Consider the following 22,851-nt stretch of genomic DNA (forward strand, 5'->3'; position numbering starts at 1 on the left):
TTAAATTTTTATATTCATGAATAAATATTTATGTTCTATAGACTATTTTTTGTTTCGATCCAAACAAAAATGGTTATTTAGCAAGCGTTCGTTTCTATTCTTTATGTAGTATGTTTGATTCATTTTCGCCTGATACATAACGTCGAACAGAAAAACCCCTTCCATTGCGAAGGGGCTATTATCATACGGCTACGCCTACTGATAAACACCATCATCATTTTAACAACTTTCGTATGAATTTTAAAGCACTTTTTGTAGAAGAGTAACGAATTTTCATGTCGAATGCTGTAGATTGGGCTAAAATGCTTTTATAATGTGAAAAAGTCCGAAAACTTTCTTTCCCATGATAACCCCCTAATCCACTACTTCCAACACCCCCAAAAGGTAAATATGGCGTAGCAAGGTGATAGACAACATCATTAATACAGCCTCCACCATATGAAATATTACTCGTCACTTTCTTTTGTACTTCTTTATCTTCAGAAAATACATATAACGCTAACGGCTTCGGATGTTGCTGGATTGTGCCAATTACATTTTCTATATTGTCGTACTCTATGATTGGTAAAATCGGACCAAAAATTTCATCTTCCATAACAGCATCTTGCCATGTAATATCCGCTAGTACTGTCGGTTCAATATGTAAAGTATCTTTCTCATAGTTTCCACCAATTACGACTTGACCATCTTGTAAGAATCCACATAATCGTTCAAAATGACGCTCACTTACAATACGCACGTAATTTTCATTTTGTAAAGGTTCTTTACTATACTGCTCTGTAATTTCATGTCGCAGTGCCTCAATTAGCTTTTCTTTCACGGAAGAATGCACGTACATATAATCAGGCGCTACACACGTCTGCCCTGCATTTAAAAACTTACCCCAAACAATTCTTCTTGCTGTCATCTCTATCTTTGCATCTTTATGTACAATACAAGGACTTTTCCCGCCAAGTTCTAAAGTGAGCGGCGTCAACTGTTTCGCTGCTGCTTCCATTACAACTTTTCCAACGCCAACACTACCAGTAAAGAAAATATAATCAAACGGTTCCTTCAGCAAAGATGTACTCTCTTCAACGCCACCTTCTACTACCGCTACAAGCTCTTCTGGGAATAATTCATCTAACATTCTCTTAAGCACTTTTGAAACGCTTGGCGTTAACTCTGACGGCTTTAAAACGATTGTATTTCCAGCTGCCAGTGCTCCTACAAGTGGTGCAATTGCTAATTGAAAAGGATAGTTCCACGGTGCAATAATAAGCGTCACACCATACGGTTCTGGCACTACTTTTCCTTTTGATCCAAAATGAGTAAGTGCTGTTCGAACTCGTTTCGGTTTACTCCACGATGACATATGTTTCAATTGAAAGGAAATTTCTTTTAATACATATCCAACTTCCGTTGTAAACGACTCGTGAACTGACTTATTTAAATCTAATTTCAATGCCTGAAATATTTCTTCTTCAAAACGCTGAATGCCTTCATAAAGCTTCTTCAAATTATTCTTTCTCATTTCGATGCTTCTCGTATGCCCTTTTAAAAAATATTCCTTTTGCCTACTTACAATAGAGGAAATACTCATTCACTCACCTTCTCCCACTATTTTTATCCAATTCTTTCATTATTTATATAAACTTCATATATAACAAATTTCTATTCTTAAGGTTACATTATATATGACTTTTTCAGCTATATAAAATTCATTGCTCACAAAAAAACTACCGAAAGAAAATCTCTCGGTAGTTTTACAGTATTAACGATATAAACGAACAGCACCTGCAGAATTATCATCAGCTTGTCCTACTACTTCAAATTTCAAACCAAGCTTCGGTAAAATACGTCCTGCATCTGGAATCTGTTGATTAATATACGTTTTAGAATCATCAAACTTCGGTACGCCTGCTAAGCCATCATACGTAAATGTTCCACGCGTTGGAGATACGACTTTCCAAGCTGGCGTTTTGTCAAATGAAAACGCTGCATCAGCGATTTGGAATCGTGTACTACTCTTAACTGTTGGTTTACCATTTAAAGTACCAACAATTGCTTCTGGATGAGAATCAACTACACCAAGGAAACCGTGTCCTGGATGTACACCAACCCAGTTATCTGTATAAGCTGAATCTGCATACCATACAACCATACCAGTGTTAAATACTGGACCGCGAGCAAATTTCAACGCGTTATCTGCCCCAGCATAGTTTCTCCACTCAACATAGTAGTTATGTTTTTTCTTCTCTGTTCCGTTAGATACAACGAAACCATCTAATTTTAATTGTGGTGTACCTTCTGCGTCATCAGAGAATACTACTTTACCATCTACTGTTAATGAAGCATTATCAAGAGCGAATCCATTTAATGCTAAACCACCATCAGTAATGTAATCAAATGTTAATTTTACTTTCTTGCCTTTGAATTGACTTAAATCATATGATTTGTCAATCCATTTTCCATTTGTCGAATCTGCATTTCCACTATTTGCTTTCTCACCAAGTCTTTCAATTAACGTTTGTTTACCATCTTCTGTTACAGCGTGTACTTCAAGGAAATCATAACCTGCTTCAATCTCATATAATGACTTGAAATCAAATTTTGCATTCGTTGCATTCGTTAAATCGAACAACGGTGTTTCCATCTTCGTATGAAGATCGTCACCTTTTGTGCTGTAGTAATACTGTTTTCCAAATGCTGGCTCAATTGTTTTAACATCTTTATCTGGTAAGTTAACACGGATCATACCTGGTCTTGCTGATTTCGTAACACTTTGATCCAAATATGTCGCTAGACCGATACCTTTATTTAATTTCTCGTAATCTACTTCTACGATATTTGCCCAGTTACCACCGATTGTTTTTTGGAAAAACTCTTTATTTTGTGGTGAGAAACTCGTTGGCGTCGTTCCAGCGATTTTACCAGCCCAGCTTCCGCCACTCATAATAGACCAAGCTTCAATCGGCTCACCTTGACCACTATATTGTGTATCGTACTCATCTGGAAGACCTAAATCGTGACCATATTCATGTGCGAATACACCAACTGCTCCATCTTCTGGTTCAATTGTGTAGTCGAATGCTGCCATCTTTCCACCCCAATATGGTACTTTCGCTTGTGTACCTTCAATTGGGAATGGCTTTGGTCCAACTGTCCAACGGTGCGACCAAATTGCATCATCGCCTAATTTACCACCGCCTGCTTCTTGTCCAACACCCGCATGAATAATCATTAAGTGATCGATTAAACCGTCTGGTTGATTTTTATTCCCATCACCATTTACATCGTATTGATCAAATTGGTCGAACTCTGATAAATCAATACCACTATCTACAGCTGCTTTTAATGCATCTTTTACTAAATCACGTGGCCCTTTTGGTCCTTTATTATCATGGCCGCCGCTAGCAGCATCTGCACCGTAATCAGCAGCTTTACCAGGAACTGTTAACCATTTTGTAACTGTTCCGTCTACAGTATAACTACCACCAGATTGCTCTTCGTAATATTGTTTAAACGTTTCAATTTTACTTCCATCATCTAATGTGAATGGCTCGTTGCCGAATAACATTTTTTCATAGTGTTCTTTATTAAAATCGTTAGAATACATATATCCAGGCTCTTTGTCGATATTATTATGTTTAAAGTCAGCGTACTCTACAAGTAAAACGAGTACTTTGTCTTTACGAACTTCACCGTTATAGTCTTTTTGTTTCGCTGGAGAAGTTGGTACTTTACCATTTAGACCGCCTTTAACTGGGCCTGTTGCTGCAGGTGTGCCTGTTGCTGGTTGATTTAATTTTTCTTTCGTGTCTGCTTTCGCATCTTTCACTTTCTTTAAAAAGTCGGATGCATCTTTCGTAAGTTGGTCCCCATTCGCTGCTTCTTTCCCAGGATTTTCACCCTTTTTGTTCTCTACATACTTTTCGACTGCTTTCTTTGTTTCTGTCTCTGAAGCCTTCGAATCAATTACCCCACGTTTTTTTAATGCATCTGCTAAACGTTCTTCCGGAATTAAATGATCATCAACTGGGCTCGTAGCTGTTTTATTCACAGGCGTTTCAGCATATGCAGATTGAGTGCCAGCTCCGAATGAAAGGCCTAATACAGCTGTCAATGCGATTGATGACAAAACTTTGAACGGTTTCTTGTTCATCCCTTATTTCCTCCCCTAATAAATAATATGTATTACAAATTGAATTTTATTAAAAATTCAATATTTTTTCAATATTTAGTCATATTATGTAATGTTTTTAATATATTTGTAAAAATTTCATAGTTAGCATACGAATATATCACAATTCAACAATGTTTTCTGAAAATATTGAAAGTTTTTATCGAACAATTTATAATTTCCATAGAGGGAGTTTAATGGGGATTTTATCTTTGTTTCATCTACACAATATTTGATAATTCACTATATAAAACACAAAATCGGATTTCATTATCATGTATTCTGTAGCAGCAATTATGACCGATAATTAGGGAGGAATTACATTTGTACAAAGATAAGACAGACGCACTGGATCAAGAATGGATTGATTTAATACTTGAAGCTCTAGATGCCGGTATCGCCATGCAAGACATCGAGCAATTTTTCCAACGTATGAAGCCATCCAGTCAGGCTCAATAGGTTTGTTCTTTTTAACGAAGTTTATGTTATAATAATGACATCATAAGACAACTACATATTGATAGAAAGGTGCGCAAATATGATTGGAGAACGTATAAAACGCCTTCGTTTACAAAAAGGGATTTCATTAACTGAACTTGCCGAAAAAGCTGGCGTTGCTAAATCTTACATTAGTTCTATAGAACGAAATTTACAAAAAAACCCTTCCATTCAGTTTCTTGAAAAGATCGCAGCAGTTCTACAAATTCCAGTTGATACTTTACTTCATGATGAAACAACAAAGGAAACTAACCTAGACTCCGAATGGACACAACTCGTTAAAGATGCAATGAACTCTGGTGTCTCCAAAGAACAATTTCGTGAATTTCTTGAATTTACAAAGTGGAAGCAAAATCAAAAATAATAATAGAAAGAAGTGCTTACAACCAGCACTTCTTTTTCTTTATAAAAAAAAGCGGGAATACCCGCTTTTTTTATTATTTTTCTTCCCCAGCTTCTTGGTTAGCATTGAATGTCCATTCTAAATTCAATGTATCACCTTGGAAGATATTTTGGTCTTTTCCATCATCTACAAATTCAAATTGTACCCATAGATAATCCTCTGTACCAGCTGCTAATCCACCCTTTTCTCCCCACTCAGGAGCAAAGATATCTTTAGCTAAAAGATCTGGATCAACTTTTTGTAAGTCTGCTAAAGTTGTTTCGTATACAGGCTCACTTTGTTTATCCCAGTTCCAAAGGAATTTTACTTTAACGTGCTTACCAAAGTCTTCACCAGCATTATCACCTTTTGCATCTTTAACAGTATACTTTGTTGCTAATTTAACGTCTTTAATAGTTAACGAACCGCTGTTTTGTAATAAGAACTCTTTCTTAACAGAATCCCCTGGTTTTAAATCTTTAATATCTACAAGCGTCTTAGGGTTTAATGTAAGGTCTAACGTCCCAGCTGCAAATGTATTGTTTGATACTTCTTTATCGCTAAAGAATGCAAATGTTCCTCCACCAATTAAAGCTAACCCCAATGCTGCTGATGCAACTCCCATACCTAATTTCTTTTTCAGACTCACAATCAATTCCCCCTAGCTTTTTTTTATATTTTTATCACTTATTTTTCAATAAGAGATGTAAAGAAAACTATATTAGCTTAGCTAATATGTGTTCTTTTTTAAAAACCTTATGTTCATTATAACGAACAACCCTATATAAACACAACACATATTTATTAATATTTTCAGTTATTTTTATTTCTCAATATCATTTAGACTTTTCAGAAAAAAAACAATGATAATTTATAACTTTTTTCACACTCAAATCATTTAATACTATAAGAAAAAAGAAAAACAAAGAGGTGAGGGCTAACGTTCCCTCACACTCGTATAAATATTACTAGTCTTGCTTATTCGTTCACTCTCTCTTACACCACATTCTTGTTTTCCGGCTGTTTCACTAAAGCAGTTACTCCGCTTTCTTTTGCTCTTCTAGCTTTTTCTGTTCTTCTACTTTCTTTTGCTCTTCTAGCTTTTTCTGTTCTTCTACTTTCTTCTGTTCTTCGGCTTTCTTCTGTTCTTCTACTTTCTTCTGTTCTTCGGCTTTCTTCTGTTCTTCTACTTTCTTCTGTTCTTCGGCTTTCTTTTGTCCTTCCGCTTCAATTGCAACGTTTAATTGTTGCTGAAGAGCCTGAATTTGCTCATCAATAGCTTTCAAGCTAATTTCTTTCTCAATATAGTCACGCTTCTCTTTGATACTGCGGAAGCCTTCATTTACATATATGGACACTTGCTGCATCGACTCATCTTTATTTACCTTTAATTCTTCTTGTATTTGATTGTAAGGAGCTTCTATTTCAGTATATACATTTTGCAGGGCTTCCTTCTCAGCAACAATTTTCTCACGCCCTTGTTGCCATACAGAAATCGCCTGTTTTATTTCTTCAATAGAAGTTGCTTTCGATTTTCCCTTCATCGTTCCATACTCACGCTCAATAAACTGTTTATGTTTCTCAGATTGCTCTTTTAACGTATTAACTGTTTTCGGAAATATAATTGCTGTAGAAAGCGTCGCTTCTACTTTCGTTTCATGAATGAACGCCGCTTCTGTATGCGTCATAATTTGAGATCCTAAATAAAACGTAATAGAACACATACACGGCAATATAAGCATCTTTTTAAAATTACGCGGTCTTTTCAGCATCTTAATCTCTCCCATCGAACATTACGTTCTTTATACAGAACATTATCTATATTATAGTAAAGAACTATTAAAATTGATAGACAAATACTAGAAAAATAGAAAAAGGGCTATCCATGTGATAGCCCTTTTTCTTATTATCTTTCTTCACCTGCTGTTTGTTGTGCATCAAACGTCCAATTTAATTGTAACTTATCGCCTTGGAATTGATTTTGATCTTTTCCATTATCAACGAACTCAAATTTCACTTTGAATTTATCAGATTTACCTGCTGAAATACCTTTTTCATCCCAGAACCAAGCCGATAAATCATTATCTACAGCTGTAAGTGTGTCACCTTTTAATTTATCTAAAGTAGTTTGTTTCACAATTGTCTCATGCTTATCTACATTTTTTAAGAATGTTACTTTAATATGTTTACCAAAATCATCTTTATTGTCTTTCTTTACATCTTCTACATTATAATCTGTTTTCAGTAGAACCTTTTTAATATTTAAAGAGCCTTTATTTTCTAGTTTAAATTCTTTTTCAATTGTATCCCCAGGTTTTAAATTCGATACGTTAACAACTGTTGATGGATTTAATGCTAAATCCAGTGTTCCAGCCGCAAATGTATTATTTGACACTTCTTTATCACTGAAAAATGCAAATGTTCCTCCACCAACTAAAGCTGCTCCTAATACTGCTGATGTAATACCCATTCCTAATTTTTTCTTTAAAGTCATGTCCATATCCCCTTAATATATATTTGTTAACTTCCTAAACGGAAAGTATAACCAAACGAACTAGACGGATTGTTCTACTTTTTTATCTTTCTTTTCTCCGTCAATGCTACGAATAGCACCAAAAATAGAAATCGCGGAATACCCAAGTAAAAAGACTCCTGGAATAATAAGAAGTAATGCTGCTCCCGCTTTTGAATTCGCATAATTCAGTAAATAACCAACATACGGAACTGTAATATCTGCATACTTTCCAACTACATTTTCTGCAAGTACTGGCTCTAAATCTGGTCCGTTGTTGTTATCCCCTTTTGTTTCATACATTACTTTTCCATTTGTATCTTTCACACCGATAATACGGTGAGTGATAATTTTTTGATCTTTCTCTTTAAAGGTAATAACATCACCTTTTTGATATTTAGAACCATCTTTGTTTGGTTCTATTGCAATGATTGATCCTGTTAAAAACGTCGGCTCCATTGATCCTGAAAGAACGCTCTTAAATTGATATCCCATCACTGTCGGATCACCACCGCTTGCTTTTGAAGAAATAACTACAAAAGCTAAAAAAACCATCAATGCAAATAAAACAAATGAGATCGCGTTGCTAATTATCTTCCATATTAATTTCATCGTCTCTCTCCCTCTCCGTTGTTTTATATTATTTCAAGTATGCAATATCCACTTTGTTCTTTAACAAGAACACAAGTAAATGATATAACGAACTTTAAGTTATTGCAATAAGAAAATTTACAATTATTAGTTATTTAAAATATAGAAAAAAGACTGTGCCAAAATTTTACACAGTCTTTTTATTAGTAATTTATTTACCTTCTGATTTCATTCCTTTTGTATTTCGGCGCAACACTACATATAAAATTGCTCCAAATAATATAATCGCACCTATCCCAACACTTATTACTTTCACATTTGAGTCTTTTACTTCAGGCATAGTTGTATCTTTTTTAGGCATCGTAAAAGTGACATCTTCTGTTGAAAGAACATTTACCGTCGCAATTGTTTGATTATTTTTCGTAATATCAACTGCACCAACTACCTCACCACGATGTATTCCTTTATGATATAAAGATTCTTTATCTAATGAAGCCGCCCGGAAAATAGTTTTCACATTTTTCCCTTCATCTTTCTTAAGCATAAGCTCCGCACTTTGTTCCAACTCAGAATTAACATCTTTATTTAAATATGTTGTTTTTTGATGCCAATTATGTTTATCAAGCACCATTTGCTTCGTAAATTGACCGAAAGAATATTCCGCCATCTGCTTCAAATCTTCATAAATTTCAGGTCTTTGAGAAGCCATTACTACGCTTATAATACGATTTCCATCTTTCTCATTTAATAAAACAAGTGTATTACGTGCTTCATTCGTAAACCCTGTCTTACCGCCAATGCTATATGGATTTTCAAAAAAATTAGATTTATTAAAAATAGACACCGTCTGCCTAGACGTCGTAACTGTCGTTCTTTTCGTATTCATCGCTTGTAAAATTTCAGGATACTTTTGCACACCCTTCGTAATCATAGCCATATCATACGGCGTCGTATAATGGTTCGGATCATGCAATCCATTCGGTGTTACAAAGTGGCTATCTTTCGCCCCTAATTGCTTCGCTTTCTCATTCATCATATTAGCGAAATTCTCAACACTCCCGCCAATCCGCTCCGCAATCGCATACGACACATCATTCGCACTCAGCACCATTAAAATCATAAGCGCAGTATTTCTATTAATTGTCTCTCCAGGTTGAAACTCAATTTGATAATTACTCTTCTCTTGATCTAATGCTAATTGTGAAAATGTAAATTGGTCCTCTGGCTTTGTATGCTCCATGAGTAAAATCGCTGTTAACACTTTCGTCGTACTAGCAGGATATGCTCGGTGATATGCGTTTTTGTCATACAAAACATCTCCTGTTTTTGCATCAATTGTCGTTGCAAACTGACTAAAAACATTCGGTCCTTCCGCAGGTGGTGGTGCAACTTGTTCTGGATTTACTCCAATATTCGTCTCAGCCCGCAATGTTATGGGCGTCAAAAAAAACGAACAAATAACTGTAATAAAAACCAAAATTTTCTTAAAATTTACCATATGACTCTCCCTTTTCCATTTACTCCTTAACAAAATAATAAATCTACCAATCATATGTAATTTGTATTATATTGGAAGAATTTTCACTATTTTTTACTATATCATACTTTTACGATAAAGAACATAAATATACAATAAAAATAAGAAGGAATTACTCTTTCTTATCCTTCTCATCAATCAACGAATCTATTAACTTTTGACTAGCTTCCTCGGGCGTAATCTCATCTGTTATTCCCATAAACGACCAACCTTTAGAATCAACCCACTCAACAAACTCTTGTAAAAATTCATCATGTGTAACATCCACATCAAGAATCGATCCATTAATCGAAATCGTTCTATTTTTAGACACGCGCATCTTGAACGTTTTTCTTACCATTACAACTTTTCTCCCTCTACTTCTGAATATTTATAAAGTGAAACTTTCATCAACCCTCACGAATCGGACTTTTACGGGCATTCCGACCCGAACCTAACTTCTTTACTTTTGCTGAATTTCGAGGTAAGGGATCTTACTGCCCGCAAATAGCGAGATAAAATAATCATGTATCTCTGTTATACATGATTTTCAGTAAATTGTAAAAAGGATATATTGGCCAATTGGCATATTGAAACTGAAAATCTATCATTCTGCAAAAATATCAAATGATATGTAATTGTTCATAAATGACTAAATAGATTCACATAAAAATAAAACAACTTACATTTTACCACACCAAATACAAATGACTTTCTTACAATGGAATGGAGTATACTAGAAGAAAACTTAAAATGAGGAGGAACCTCATGACGCGTTGTACGTATTGTAAAACGAAGTGGACAATAAAAGATGTATGGGCAATACTCGTGACATTTGAAAAGGATTGTCCGTATTGTTTTATGAGACAATATCTATCAAAGAAAACGGTGAACGCTATGCCAGAACTTATAAGCTTACCTTTACATTTCTTACTCCCTTTTCTTGTTGATTTGAGTGCTGAAGGTCCTTTGGATTGGTATCGTAAATAATATAACCACTACATCCAAAGACTACTTTCTACTGAATTTGCTTCTCATCATTATTCCTTCATACATTACTAGCATAATCGCTTATACTTTCCCTTTTGAAGATTCTGTAGCTCAGCAGGAAGAGCGTCCCCTGAACAAGGTTTATCAATTATAACTTTAATAAACGATGATATATGCATACTGTTAAGCATAAAAAATTAGCATTAAGTTCCACTCAAATATTAATTGAAACCCAACACTCCATTTAATCTGTAATCTAGAATACAAGCAGTGTTTTTTATTATGCATTTTTGCATACAGTATTATTTTCTCTTGTAAATAGATAATAATGTTATATAATAAAACCAATGTTTTACCAATAAAAGGTAATAAGAAGTAGTGGAATAAGTAAATAACCAAAGCGTATTAACAGATTTGTTCTATGTAAATCATGATACATATATGGAATCAAAACTATGAAATTTTATGTAGTGATTAGATTACTACAAGATGAAAGATTCATAGCGAATACACTTAAGGAAAAAACGTTCCATTAGATTAATGTGATATCTATCGAACGAATTGAGAATATACTTAGGGGGAATTTCAAGTGAAAACATTTGGTAAAGTATTATTAACTGGCGCATTAGCTTTAGGCGGTTTAACGGTTATGAACATTGAAACACCAAAAGCACATGCTGACGAATGGGATGGTTGTCATTACATTTGTGGTCCTGGTGAAACGGTGAACGGTGTTACAGTTCAGGTACACTCTACACAAGTTACTTTTGGTAACAGCGTAATTGCAAGAATTACAAATGACCGAGCTGAAGAAATTCATTACAATGTCAGCCTTGAAAAGAAATATGGCGATAGATGGGGAGAATTTGAAACCAACTTCCGTTGGCAAAATCAATGGGTCCCAGCTGGAAGCAATGATGAAATTGCAACTTTCACAGGATATGGCGATGATATTTATGAGGATGGAACATATCGTTATAAAGTCGAAATAAAAGGCGCTGACGGTTCTATTGATACAATTTACACAGCAGGAATGACAGTTACAGGACGATAGCTTATGAACAAGCTCCATTATTTATGATTGTATTTTTGAAAATATCATTGATAATTGCGTTGATATTATTATTAAAATAAGCTCTTCGGGGCTTATTTTTTTATACAAAAATTAGAATATGAATATTCAGAAAATTAAACCTTTACACCATTAAAGTTTGTTGCTATTATAGGAATACATCAAATGTTACAATACTCAACAAATTGTACAAATTCTCCGATTACACGAATGAAATGAAAATACATTGCTGATGGTAACATTTATAGTTGGGATCCCGTAGCTCAGCAGGGAGAGCGCCACCTTGACAGGGTGGAGGTCGTGAGTTCGAGCCTCTCCGGGGTCATATGAAAAACCCCTTGATAGTCAAGGGGTTTTCTTTATGTAGCAAATAAATGATTATTATTAAAACTAAATTTTCCCCTACTTCTTTTCTCCATTTTGGAGAAAGACATAAATTATATTAATTATCGCTCTACGTTGTTCGCTAGAACTCGATTCTTTACTCTCTTTTGGGAGCTTTTTAAAATTCTCTTTGAAAAATAGCCTAATACAGCAATTTTTATATTTATTTATATAAATTTCTCAACAAAAAAGATCTACACAGTTTAACTATGCAGATCTTTGTAAATTTAAGTTTAGAAATGAATAGACGAATCCTATTTTTGCCCTAATTTGATTGCCTTTTTGATATTACTAAATGCACCTTTACCATATATTAATACGCCACCGCGGTAAACACGACTCGTTAAACCAATCATCATACATATTGTTGCAATTAGAATTGCTAATGCAAGCGCAATCTCCCATACTGGGATATTGAGGAATCCAATTCGTACAAGCATAACAATAGGAGTGAAAAAAGGTACATAACTAGTAATGGTAACAACCATGCTGCTTGGGTTTGACATTCCATAAATTGCTATATACAAAGCAGCAAGTAACATAAACATCAGCGGCATAACAGCTTGAGAAGATTCCTCTATACGCGTAATGATAGAGCCAAATAGACAAGATAATGAGCCATATAATAAGAATCCTAATGTGAAGAATAGAATCCCATAAAACACTAGAGTTGGAGCAACAGAATTTAAATCAATACTATTTAAAATATCATTTTTCGAATCATTAATTGCTGTTTTATATCCAACAGTTGCGACCAAGCCCCAAATTATGATTTGCGTAATACCAGCCAATAATGTTGAGAATAGCTTCGCATATAAATGTTTGGTAGGCGAAATACTTGAAACAACTAACTCCATAACACGAGAAGATTTCTCTGTTGCAACATCTGTTGCTAATTGTGCAGCATACATTAATATCATTAGATAATTTAGCATGATAAAGACATTAATTAAAATCCCTACACCCTCAGTATGTTCTCCATCTTTAACCTTATCTGAAACCGTTTTGGTATGAATTTCTACTGGCGTTGTTAACACCTTTAATTCATCTTGAGATAGATTCAATTGCTGGGCGAAATTAGAAGATTGTATTTGAGATAAAATCGTTTGAACCTTGCTAACATCTTGCTGATTTACATCCGTCTCAGTTATATACGTAGCCTTTAATTGTTTATTATTCAATTCCTCTACAACGATTGCATATGTATAATCACCATTTTTAACACCTGATTCTGCTTTTTGTTTATCCGTGCTACGTTTAACTTGTATCTTACTATCGACATTTTTAAACACTTGATGAATGGTTGAATATAATTCTTCTTTTTCTGTAACAACAACAACTTGATCGTCCTCGTTACCTGCAAACAAGTTATAAATCTTGTCAAAATTCATCAATCCTATAATTAACATAGAAACTATTATTGTAATAGCAAAATATGATTTTGATTTCACTTTAGATTTATAGTTTTGTAAAAAAATTGTCCAGAAACTATTCATTTTGTGTACCTACTTTCGCAATAAAGATATCATTTAATGTAGGCTCTTCTACTGCAAACTTTTTAACATACCCTAATTTTGTTATCTCTTTAAATAAAACATGTGAAACTTCTTCATATGAAATTTTAAGAGTAACTGCATTTTTACGTTTCTTCATACTTTCTACACCTTTTATTTCTTTCAAATGGTCAAAGTTATGATCGCCAACGATTACAACGTTCTTTTTACCAAAATCACTTTTAATTTTGGTAATGTCACCCTGAACAACAGGTACACCTTTGTGCATAATACAAATGTGTTGGCATAACTCTTCCACATGTTCCATACGATGTGAACTAAAAAGAATTGACGACCCTTGTTTTTGCATATCAAGAACAGCGTCTTTTAACATTTCAACATTTACTGGGTCTAAACCACTAAATGGTTCATCTAAAATTAAGAGTTCAGGCTTATGTATAATCGCTGTTATCAGCTGGATTTTTTGCTGATTGCCTTTAGAAAGTTCTCCTACCTTTTTGTTCAGATGCTCAGTAATATTAAAACGCTCCAGCCAATAGTGAAGTTCTTTTTCTGCATCTTTACTTTTCATGTTCTTTAGTTTTGCAAAAAAGTTAACTTGTTCTTTGACAGTCATTTTCGCATAAAGACCACGTTCTTCTGGTAAATACCCAATTTTATCTGTAACACCATAATTTATAGGTTTACCATTCCATGAAATGGTCCCACTTGATTTCGATAAAAGTCCAAGTATCATTCGAAATGTAGTCGTTTTACCTGCTCCATTCCCGCCCAAGAATCCAAATATTTCACCTTTTGGTATCTCGATATTCAAATTATTCACTGCAACATGCTCGTCAAATTTCTTTGTTAAATCTTTAATTAGTAAACTCATTATCCACACCCTTAATTCCCAAGATGATTTATTTATACAATTGTATATCCATAGTCAACCACAATATTTTGCCCTCTAATGGCATCGCTTTTATCAGACATTAAAAATAAAATGACATTTGTTACATCTGAAATTTTAACAAATTTTCTATATGGAATTTTTTTAAATAACTTATTTCCTTCAAAGGACTTCAAATAGCTTTCGTTATTATCGTTTATACTATAGGACAGTGGTATACAATTCACTGTAATTATTCATTTTTTATCTTTCAAAAATGAATAATTACCAACAAATGTTATATTTCGCATTATAAGGTTAGCATAAGATTTAAAATATTTAATATGCAATTTTGCATATTTTAACATTCCTAATTATTTACATAGTGTTTGACCATCTTTATTTAAAGCAGCCCCCACATTCACAAAATTCACTTAAAACAAGAATTTGTTTATCCATACTTTTTCTATAATTTTTCATGAAAGAACTGAAATTAATTAGTACCCCCTGTTAAACACCTAAATCTGATACTTAAACTAACTAATCTTCCTCTAATAAATTGTTTTCTTATTTGACTTCACAATTAATAATACCCAGCAGGTATAGTCACAACATCTTCGTACACCTCCTCATTAAAGCTGAAGGAACACTAATTAAAATCTGGTCCAGAAATTTTACCTTTCTACGTTACAGGATCCGCATAAGAAAACATAGAATACAGTACCTCCTCTGTTACAACTAGCTGTATGTCATAAACCAAAAAATCATAATATGAAATTTATAGAATTAATTTCTTGAGTTCAAACCTCTCCAGGTTCATAAAAAAGAGACACCATATCAACCTTCTACGTGATATGGTGTCTCTTTTTATCTAATTCAATTACTTCCCACCAAACATCTTCTCCAAAGACTTCGCATTGGCAAACAATACTTCTTTCAAGTTATCGTCAGCAACGATTTTATAGTCGCCATCTTTGTCTTTCTTTAAGTTCAATGTAACTTCGCGAGTTGCCATTGCTGCATCTTTATCTGCTAAGTTTTTGACGATAGTTGATGTCATTGTTTTTTCGATTGCTTTTTCAGATTGTTCTTTGTCTTCACTAAATGCGCTAGCGAAGGCCATTGGCATAACTTCTCCCACTGCTTTTGTTACAGCAACGGATAGATCAGCAGATGTAATTTTCACTTTCACTTCTGCTTTGTCATCCTTTTTCGATACTTCTTCTAGCTTTTCAAACTTAAAGTTTTTCGTAATTGCACTCAGCATTGCTTTTGCCTCAGCATCATCTGTTTTTTCATTTAGTTTATTAAATTCCTTGTCACTCTCAACAAATGTACGAGCTTTTTCTACATCACCTTTTTGTATCGCTGTTAAAAATTCTTCTGTAGTATCTTTCGGATTTGCACACCCTGCTAAAACACCTGCTGTTAATCCTACTACCATCATTAATAGCAATAATCTCTTTATCTTTTGCACGCTCATTCTCCTCTTATCTTTTCTAGTAAGTCAGCATCATACAATATTATGAAACTGACATTACAAACATTTTTTAGTATAGCATTTATATGATTCGTTTTCTATTAATTCCCAAAAGATAAAGGACCTCGCAGCATTCCTACAAGGTCCCTCTTCTATCAATCTGTATCCGTAGCACAAATAAACCACATTTTACGCTCCCTACTATCTAACACCATCCAAGTAGCATCCCATGCAACATCGTAAAACCAATCTGTCCAAGGGCAATAGCTTTTGAACACTTTAATATCTTCATAGCGATCTTGGAACATATATTGACATACATTCACGGCTAATTGTTTTGCGATAACTGGTCGTTCCTTAAATCCTTCATATGCTCCGCCCGACAAAATTTGAGCGGCAATGCTACCATCAAGCATGACTGCCCATTGCTCTTTAAAATGCAACTTATATTTTTCTGACGTATGTATTTTTAACTCTTCTAAGCTATTGATTATATCTAAAGAGTTAAAGATTCTTCTAAAGAAGTGCTCGTGTCCATCTTTCCAATATGGTATTTCTTTAAAAAAATTTTCGTTATGTACTTTAAAACAGCTTATAACCACTCCGCCATTTACGTTTTGTTCCTTAAATGTATGTATGAGTTTCTCAATAGATGAGTCATTCGTTTCTATTTTTTCAAACGTTCCTGCTTTCCATCTCATAACGCCCACTACTCTCTATTCAAAATTTGTTTCTTAATTATAAATATCAAAATAAAACCCAGCAACTTTAAGATTGCTGGATTATCTCTTATTTATATTTGAAAAAACAATAACAATTGCTCCAATTATATAATGCCCTGCTACCATCCACATACTCCGATCAAAAATCATAAGCGATAACCAAAGTGATATATTCATAGTAGCAAATAATAAATATAAAATGTAATCTCTCTTTTGTATTGCTCCTCTATTCATCAAAATGTAAGCGGCACCGATAGGAGGAAAAAGACAAATATTTTTCTTAACGACCACGGATACAAAGTTACTGTCTGCATATGAATCCCCTTTTCATCATAATACTTGCTTCAACATCGGCCTCACTACCCTATATTCATCACTATAAGCTTCCTTTATGATTAAAGGCGGGTAATCACTTTTTTCTTCCTCAATCATTGTGAATACTTCTGTTTTCTCTTGTAATGTATTAGATTCTCTATTTTTAGTAGGTTTTTTACTTGTTTTAATTTTCTTTGTTACTTCGCCAAGTTTTTGCCCAACTTCTTCTACTTTGGCAGGTTCATTCGTAACATAGTATTCTTGTTCGTTCCATACTAATATAGGTGGCACTTGTTCTCTTTTGTTACATATTATATAAGTAGTACTAGCTACAAGTAGTATACAAGTTAATAAATAGAAGATAGTTTTTTTATTCATATACTACACTCCTTATCTATCATTTCATTGGATTATATAATACAAGTTATTTATAGTAAATGGCTTTAGTGGTAATTTTTAGGTTTAACAATAAAGAAAAACCTTACCAAAGTAAGGTTCCGTTTTTACATTCTATAGTGACTGATTAATTAATACGATCATTACAATAATTGCTATAAGCATAACAACTAAACAGCCGATTAATTTATAAAATCCTCGCTTCGTTAATGTCCCACCTTGAACGTCTTTACGAATAAATAAGAATACGGCTAAAAATAATACAAGCCCAATGCCAAAAGCATACATCATTTGCATATGTTAATCTTCCTTTCTCTCCTCCATCTTAATATCTTTTTGCTAAAACAACAAATGAGATAAAGACGGTACTCATTGTAAGTGCCATAAGTATATTCAATAATATAGAAGAAACTTTTTTAAATTTCAGCACGTCTATTTTGAAGCGAAACACGGAACACTGTAAATAAATGTTACTATATCTCCTCACTTCTTTTTTTAAAATTTAATATCTCCATATTTGTTTTATCCTTTTAAAATATTTCATTTATTTCTTTATTTCACGAAATGCGTTATTTGTTTTACGGTGTTTTTCGTCATATTTATAGAAACTAACTGTTTATGGAGCATTTTTTATGTTTAGCAACTTTTTTTGTAGAAATCCTTCACTTTCCTTTTAATATTTAACACTATCTAAATAAAGTTTACGATAAATTCATAATTTTTTATTTTTTATACTATATTCCGTTATATTGTTGTATAATATCTATGAAAGCGCTTATTATTTCAATATACATAATTCAAACTGTTTTTATCGAAACATTCTAACTATTATACCTATATTTAAATGCAACAATTATAGCTATTAGTATAGGCATACCAAATATATCCACCCCATTTTTCTGTAAAATTACTTTATAACATGAAAGATTAACTTGGGTGATAAGTTATTGTGAATGTTTTTTTACAAAACAGATAAGTAATAGTGTTTGGTATTATGTAAATTATTGTAATAACATAAGAGTAAAGAAAAACATTTACATTGATTATTGATTCATTACTTATTGAAAAAGAGCAAAATGCACCTTTGTATGGAAAAGGATTATATGCATTGGGAGGTTTAAACAAATGACGAGGAAGAATACAACGACAAACCCTTGGGCCAAGTTCCACGGTCCGAACCTTGGTTATGTTATTGAGCAGTATGATCTTTACGTAACTGGAGCAGGTTCTGTTGATCCGGAATTACAAGAGCTTTTTGAAATTTTTGGAGCTCCTTCGTTTCAAGATGATGTCGTAACAGGGGACAACACAGCAACACATTTTTCTCCTCAAAACACAGGTAATATTGAAAAAATTCTTAAAGTCGTTCAACTTGTTGAGCAGATTCGTTCTTTCGGGCACACGTTGGCTCACATCAACCCGATGGAAGATGCTGCAAATGGACAATCTCTTCTTGAGAAAGCAATGAGCGAACTGAGCGATGCTGACTTGAAAGCGATTCCAGCGAAAACAGTATGGCCAGATGCACCAGAAGGTATTCACACTGCACTTGATGTAATTCATAGATTAAAAGACGTTTATACAAAATCTTTAGCTTATGAATTTTCTCATATACAAGATAGTGAAGAACGCGCGTGGTTGCATCAAATGGTGGAATCAAATTCATTGCGTCAACCACTATCAAATAAAAAACGAACTGCTCTTTTAAAACGTTTAACAGCTGTTGAAGGTTTCGAGCAATTCTTGCATAAAACATTCGTTGGGCAAAAACGTTTCTCTATCGAGGGCGTTGATATGCTTGTACCTGTTTTAGATGAAATTGTTCTAGAAGGTGCTAAGAACGGCGTAGAGGATGTCATGATTGGTATGGCTCACCGCGGTCGCCTAAGCGTACTTGCTCACGTATTAGAAAAACCATATAGCCACATGTTTGCTGAGTTCAAACATGCAAAAATAGAAGGCGCAGTGGCTAATTCTGGCTGGACTGGCGACGTGAAATACCATTTAGGTAGAGAACAAGTCGTTAGTAACGAAGAAGTTAGTACTCGCGTTACATTAGCAAATAACCCGAGTCATCTTGAGTTCGTGAATCCTGTAGTAGAAGGTTTCGCACGTGCGGCTCAAGAGAATCGTAAAAAATCTGGTCTTCCAGATCAAGATACTTCAAAATCATTCGTAATTTTAGTTCATGGTGATGCTGCATTCCCTGGTCAAGGTATTGTATCTGAGACACTCAACTTAAGCAGATTGAACGCGTACCAAACAGGCGGAACGATTCATGTTATCGCAAACAATGCAGTTGGTTTTACGACTGATAGCTATGATTCTCGTTCTACGAAATATTCAAGTGACCTTGCAAAAGGTTTCGATATTCCGATTGTTCACGTGAATGCTGATGATCCGGAAGCTTGTCTTGCAGCTGCTAACCTTGCGATTCAATATCGCATGTTGTTCAAAAAAGACTTCTTAATCGATTTAATTGGTTACCGCCGCTACGGTCATAACGAAATGGATGACCCGGCAGTTACGCAACCACAAGTGTACAAAAAAATTAAAAACCATCCAACTGTAAGAGCAATTTATGCAGATCAATTACAAGCTGCTGGTGTTCTAAATGCAGATGAGGTTGAAACAATTACACAGTTTATACAAGAGCAATTAAAATCCGACTATGCACAAGTACCACCAGCTGATACGAGTGATGCAACAATTCACGTTAAAGTACCAGATGTTGTTGCAAAAGGTATTCAGTCAATTGATACTGGCGTTGAGATTGACTCACTTCGTGCAATTAATGAAGGTCTACTATCTTGGCCAGAAGGCTTTAACGTATATCCGAAAGTGAAGAAAATTCTTGAGCGCCGTAAAGATGCTCTTGAAGAGAACGGCAAAATTGAATGGGCACTTGCTGAATCATTAGCATTCGCTTCTATTTTACAAGAAGGTACGCCAATTCGTTTAACTGGTCAAGATTCACAGCGTGGTACATTCGCACACCGTCATATCGTATTACACGATACTGATACAAATGAAACATATTCACCATTACATCGCTTACCAAACATTAATGCTTCATTCTCTGTTCATAACAGTCCGTTATCAGAGGCTGCTGTTGTTGGTTACGAATATGGTTATAACGTATTCGCTCCAGAAACTCTTGTTATGTGGGAAGCGCAATATGGTGACTTCTCAAATACTGCGCAAGCATTATTTGATCAATATGTTTCAGCTGGAAGAGCAAAATGGGGTCAAAAATCTGGCTTAGTTCTTCTATTACCACACGGTTATGAAGGTCAAGGACCAGAGCACTCTAGTGCACGTCCAGAGCGTTTCTTACAGTTAGCTGCTGAGAATAACTGGACAGTTGCAAACTTAACGAGCGCGGCTCAATACTTCCATATCCTGCGTCGTCAAGCATCTATCTTAGGAACAGAAGCTGTTCGACCATTAGTATTGATGACGCCGAAGAGTTTATTACGTCACCCACTTACGCTTTCAACTGCTAGTCAGTTAAGCGAAGGACGTTTCCAACCTGCTTTAGAACAAGAAAACCTTGGCATGAAACCAAATAAAGTAAAACGTCTTGTTTTAAGCACAGGTAAAATGGCGATTGACTTAGCAGCAGAAATCGAGTCTGGTAAACATGAGTACAACTTAGACGAAGTTCATGTCGTTCGTATTGAGCAATTGTACCCATTCCCTGCTGAGAAAGTTCAATCTATTATTAAACGCTTTAAAAACTTAGAAGAAATCATTTGGGTTCAAGAAGAACCTCGTAATATGGGCGCATGGCATTACATGGCTCCAATTCTGTTCGAGCTTGCTGGAGATAAAGTGAAAACAGGCTACATTGGACGTCCTGATCGCTCTAGTCCATCTGGCGGCGATCCATTCGCTCACAAAGCTGAGCAAGAACTAATTGTTGCACATGCTTTAGATGTGAAGTATAACTTCCGTCAAGATAAACAAGAAATTGAAGTTTACAGCAACTAAAAAGTAACAATGAAGCTTTCTAGCTTGTTCCTTGGGCAGATATTCTGCCCAAGGCCAGGCTAACAAATGGAGATTACCGAAGACAAAAGAAGAAAAAACACACCGTTAGGCAAATAAGGGGAGGACATTTAAAATGATCGAAATTAAAGTACCTGAGCTTGCAGAATCTATTACTGAAGGAACTATTTCACAATGGCTTATCAACGTAGGCGACAAAGTTGAGAAAGGTGGCAGCGTTGTTGAGCTTGAAACTGATAAAGTCAATGTAGAAATCATTGCAGAAGATTCAGGTATTGTATCGAAGTTACTAGGCGAACCTGGGGATACAGTTGAAGTTGGTGCAACTATCGCAATTTTAGATGCTAATGGAGCACCAGTTGCAGTAAGTACACCTGCACCAGTGGCTGAGCAACCAAAACAAGAAACGACTGAAGCACCGAAAGCTGCGGCACCAAATGCTGAGCAAACTGCAACACTACAAGGGTTACCAAATACAAACCGTCCTATCGCATCACCAGCTGCTAGAAAAATGGCTCGTGAATTAGGAATCGACTTAAACGACGTACGTAGCACAGACCCACTTGGACGCGTGAGACCACATGATGTACAAGCTCATGCTGCAGCACCAAAAGAAGCACCAGCTGCTCCAAAGAGTCCAGCTCCTGCTCCAGTTGCAAAAACGGAATTCGAAAAACCAGTTGAGCGCGTGAAAATGTCCCGCCGCCGTCAAACAATTGCAAAACGTCTTGTAGAAGTTCAACAAACATCTGCAATGTTAACAACATTTAACGAAGTTGATATGAGTGCGATCATGGAATTACGTAAAGAACGCAAAGATGCTTTCGAGAAAAAACATGATGTACGTCTTGGCTTCATGTCATTCTTCACAAAAGCAGTTGTTGCAGCATTAAAACAATTCCCATTATTAAATGCTGAAATTCAAGGTGACGAGCTTATCATTAAAAAATTCTATGATATCGGTATTGCAGTAGCAGCTCCAGATGGATTAGTTGTTCCAGTTGTACGCGATGCCAACCAATTAAATTTCGCTGAAATTGAAAGTGAAATTCGTGAATTAGGTAAAAAAGCACGTGACAACAAACTTTCATTAAAAGAACTACAAGGTGGTACATTTACAATTACAAACGGTGGTGTGTTCGGTTCTCTAATGTCAACACCGATCCTAAATAGCCCACAAGTTGGTATTTTAGGAATGCATAAAATCCAAGTACGCCCAGTTGCAATTGATAACGAGCGTATGGAAAACCGCCCCATGATGTACATTGCTTTATCTTACGATCACCGTATTGTTGATGGTAAAGAAGCAGTTAGCTTCCTTGTTGCTGTTAAAGATATGCTTGAAGATCCAAAGTCATTATTATTAGAAGGTTGATAGATTAAAAATCTATTAAAGGCTGTAGAATGAATCATTCTACAGCCTTTTTTTATTGTG

At 34.8% G+C, this 22,851-nt stretch carries 21 protein-coding genes, 1 tRNA gene and 2 pseudogenes; 7 read left to right on the forward strand and 17 right to left on the reverse strand.

The window, feature by feature from the left end:
- Window positions 1-214 precede the first annotated feature (214 nt).
- Complete coding sequence (locus AB6801_RS05780) at window positions 215-1,582, reverse strand: aldehyde dehydrogenase (RefSeq protein WP_000028382.1); 1,368 nt, start codon at window positions 1,580-1,582, stop codon at window positions 215-217.
- A gap of 171 nt (window positions 1,583-1,753) precedes the next feature.
- The gene (gene inhA1 / locus AB6801_RS05785; protein WP_001035943.1) at window positions 1,754-4,144 is read right to left on the reverse strand and encodes a M6 family metalloprotease immune inhibitor InhA1; all 2,391 of its coding nucleotides are present in this window, start codon (window positions 4,142-4,144) and stop codon (window positions 1,754-1,756) included.
- 342 nt (window positions 4,145-4,486) lie between these two features.
- Here inhA1 and AB6801_RS05790 point away from each other — a divergent pair, with 342 nt between their 5' ends.
- Window positions 4,487-4,621, forward strand: coding sequence for an anti-repressor SinI family protein (locus AB6801_RS05790; protein WP_000276219.1), 135 nt, complete (start codon window positions 4,487-4,489; stop codon window positions 4,619-4,621).
- A gap of 79 nt (window positions 4,622-4,700) precedes the next feature.
- Window positions 4,701-5,024 (forward strand): helix-turn-helix domain-containing protein, encoded by a 324-nt coding sequence (locus tag AB6801_RS05795; protein WP_000578885.1) that lies wholly within the window; start codon window positions 4,701-4,703, stop codon window positions 5,022-5,024.
- A 73-nt stretch (window positions 5,025-5,097) separates the two neighbouring features.
- Here the strand turns inward: AB6801_RS05795 and calY are convergent, their stop codons facing one another.
- The 6 genes from calY to AB6801_RS05825 all read right to left on the reverse strand — a co-directional run bounded on the left by calY (window position 5,098) and on the right by AB6801_RS05825 (window position 10,022).
- Window positions 5,098-5,691, reverse strand: a complete 594-nt coding sequence (calY, locus tag AB6801_RS05800; RefSeq protein WP_000053713.1) for a biofilm matrix protein CalY — start codon at window positions 5,689-5,691, stop codon at window positions 5,098-5,100.
- Between the two features lie 388 nt (window positions 5,692-6,079).
- On the reverse strand, window positions 6,080-6,829 hold the full coding sequence (locus AB6801_RS05805; protein WP_370941036.1) for a DUF4047 domain-containing protein: 750 nt from the start codon (window positions 6,827-6,829) through the stop codon (window positions 6,080-6,082).
- 119 nt (window positions 6,830-6,948) lie between these two features.
- Window positions 6,949-7,536 (reverse strand): CalY family protein, encoded by a 588-nt coding sequence (locus AB6801_RS05810; protein WP_000172854.1) that lies wholly within the window; start codon window positions 7,534-7,536, stop codon window positions 6,949-6,951.
- Between the two features lie 60 nt (window positions 7,537-7,596).
- On the reverse strand, window positions 7,597-8,166 hold the full coding sequence (gene sipW, locus AB6801_RS05815; RefSeq protein WP_000767792.1) for a signal peptidase I SipW: 570 nt from the start codon (window positions 8,164-8,166) through the stop codon (window positions 7,597-7,599).
- A 190-nt stretch (window positions 8,167-8,356) separates the two neighbouring features.
- Window positions 8,357-9,643 carry a D-alanyl-D-alanine carboxypeptidase family protein gene (locus AB6801_RS05820; protein WP_000247031.1) on the reverse strand — a complete coding sequence of 429 codons (1,287 nt, stop codon included), beginning with the start codon at window positions 9,641-9,643 and terminating at the stop codon, window positions 8,357-8,359.
- Window positions 9,644-9,794: 151 nt separating this feature from the next.
- The gene (locus tag AB6801_RS05825; RefSeq protein ID WP_000251856.1) at window positions 9,795-10,022 is read right to left on the reverse strand and encodes a hypothetical protein; all 228 of its coding nucleotides are present in this window, start codon (window positions 10,020-10,022) and stop codon (window positions 9,795-9,797) included.
- A gap of 407 nt (window positions 10,023-10,429) precedes the next feature.
- On the opposite strand from AB6801_RS05825, the gene AB6801_RS05830 reads away from it, so the two are divergent.
- The 3 genes from AB6801_RS05830 (at window position 10,430) to AB6801_RS05840 (ending at window position 12,048) form a co-directional block, all read left to right on the forward strand.
- Window positions 10,430-10,651 (forward strand): hypothetical protein, encoded by a 222-nt coding sequence (locus AB6801_RS05830; protein ID WP_000196288.1) that lies wholly within the window; start codon window positions 10,430-10,432, stop codon window positions 10,649-10,651.
- 589 nt (window positions 10,652-11,240) lie between these two features.
- Window positions 11,241-11,705 (forward strand): hypothetical protein, encoded by a 465-nt coding sequence (locus AB6801_RS05835; RefSeq protein WP_000846655.1) that lies wholly within the window; start codon window positions 11,241-11,243, stop codon window positions 11,703-11,705.
- Between the two features lie 270 nt (window positions 11,706-11,975).
- A tRNA-Val gene (locus tag AB6801_RS05840) sits at window positions 11,976-12,048 on the forward strand.
- A gap of 313 nt (window positions 12,049-12,361) precedes the next feature.
- Here the strand turns inward: AB6801_RS05840 and AB6801_RS05845 are convergent.
- The 9 genes and pseudogenes from AB6801_RS05845 to AB6801_RS05885 form a co-directional block, all read right to left on the reverse strand.
- A complete protein-coding gene (locus tag AB6801_RS05845) occupies window positions 12,362-13,603 on the reverse strand; it encodes an ABC transporter permease (protein WP_001084160.1) in 1,242 nt (413 codons plus the stop codon).
- Window positions 13,596-14,495, reverse strand: a complete 900-nt coding sequence (locus AB6801_RS05850) for an ABC transporter ATP-binding protein (RefSeq protein WP_000054724.1) — start codon at window positions 14,493-14,495, stop codon at window positions 13,596-13,598. The genes AB6801_RS05845 and AB6801_RS05850 overlap by 8 nt, the downstream gene beginning before the upstream one ends.
- Before the next feature lie 32 nt (window positions 14,496-14,527).
- Entirely contained in the window at window positions 14,528-14,740 is a 213-nt protein-coding gene (locus AB6801_RS05855; protein WP_224765010.1) for an SDR family oxidoreductase, read from the reverse strand.
- Window positions 14,741-15,372: 632 nt separating this feature from the next.
- Window positions 15,373-15,969 carry a DUF4878 domain-containing protein gene (locus tag AB6801_RS05860; RefSeq protein WP_001169496.1) on the reverse strand — a complete coding sequence of 199 codons (597 nt, stop codon included), beginning with the start codon at window positions 15,967-15,969 and terminating at the stop codon, window positions 15,373-15,375.
- Window positions 15,970-16,127: 158 nt separating this feature from the next.
- Complete coding sequence (locus AB6801_RS05865; protein ID WP_001267321.1) at window positions 16,128-16,673, reverse strand: hypothetical protein; 546 nt, start codon at window positions 16,671-16,673, stop codon at window positions 16,128-16,130.
- 81 nt (window positions 16,674-16,754) lie between these two features.
- Window positions 16,755-17,008, reverse strand: a pseudogene (locus AB6801_RS05870) (hypothetical protein).
- Window positions 17,009-17,024: 16 nt separating this feature from the next.
- Complete coding sequence (locus AB6801_RS05875) at window positions 17,025-17,387, reverse strand: hypothetical protein (protein ID WP_044584234.1); 363 nt, start codon at window positions 17,385-17,387, stop codon at window positions 17,025-17,027.
- A gap of 132 nt (window positions 17,388-17,519) precedes the next feature.
- On the reverse strand, window positions 17,520-17,702 hold the full coding sequence (locus AB6801_RS05880) for a DUF3976 domain-containing protein (RefSeq protein ID WP_001178294.1): 183 nt from the start codon (window positions 17,700-17,702) through the stop codon (window positions 17,520-17,522).
- Window positions 17,703-17,730: 28 nt separating this feature from the next.
- A pseudogene (locus tag AB6801_RS05885) lies at window positions 17,731-17,805 on the reverse strand (permease); the annotation flags it as partial.
- A gap of 725 nt (window positions 17,806-18,530) precedes the next feature.
- Here AB6801_RS05885 and odhA point away from each other — a divergent pair.
- The gene (gene odhA, locus AB6801_RS05890) at window positions 18,531-21,398 is read left to right on the forward strand and encodes a 2-oxoglutarate dehydrogenase E1 component (protein WP_044795471.1); all 2,868 of its coding nucleotides are present in this window, start codon (window positions 18,531-18,533) and stop codon (window positions 21,396-21,398) included.
- A 133-nt stretch (window positions 21,399-21,531) separates the two neighbouring features.
- Entirely contained in the window at window positions 21,532-22,791 is a 1,260-nt protein-coding gene (gene odhB, locus AB6801_RS05895; RefSeq protein WP_000569926.1) for a 2-oxoglutarate dehydrogenase complex dihydrolipoyllysine-residue succinyltransferase, read from the forward strand.
- Window positions 22,792-22,851: the final 60 nt, after the last annotated feature.

It is taken from the genome of Bacillus sp. RCC_6_1 (assembly GCF_041360755.1).
In the GTDB taxonomy this organism is placed as follows: Bacteria; Bacillota; Bacilli; order Bacillales; family Bacillaceae_G; genus Bacillus_A; species Bacillus_A cereus.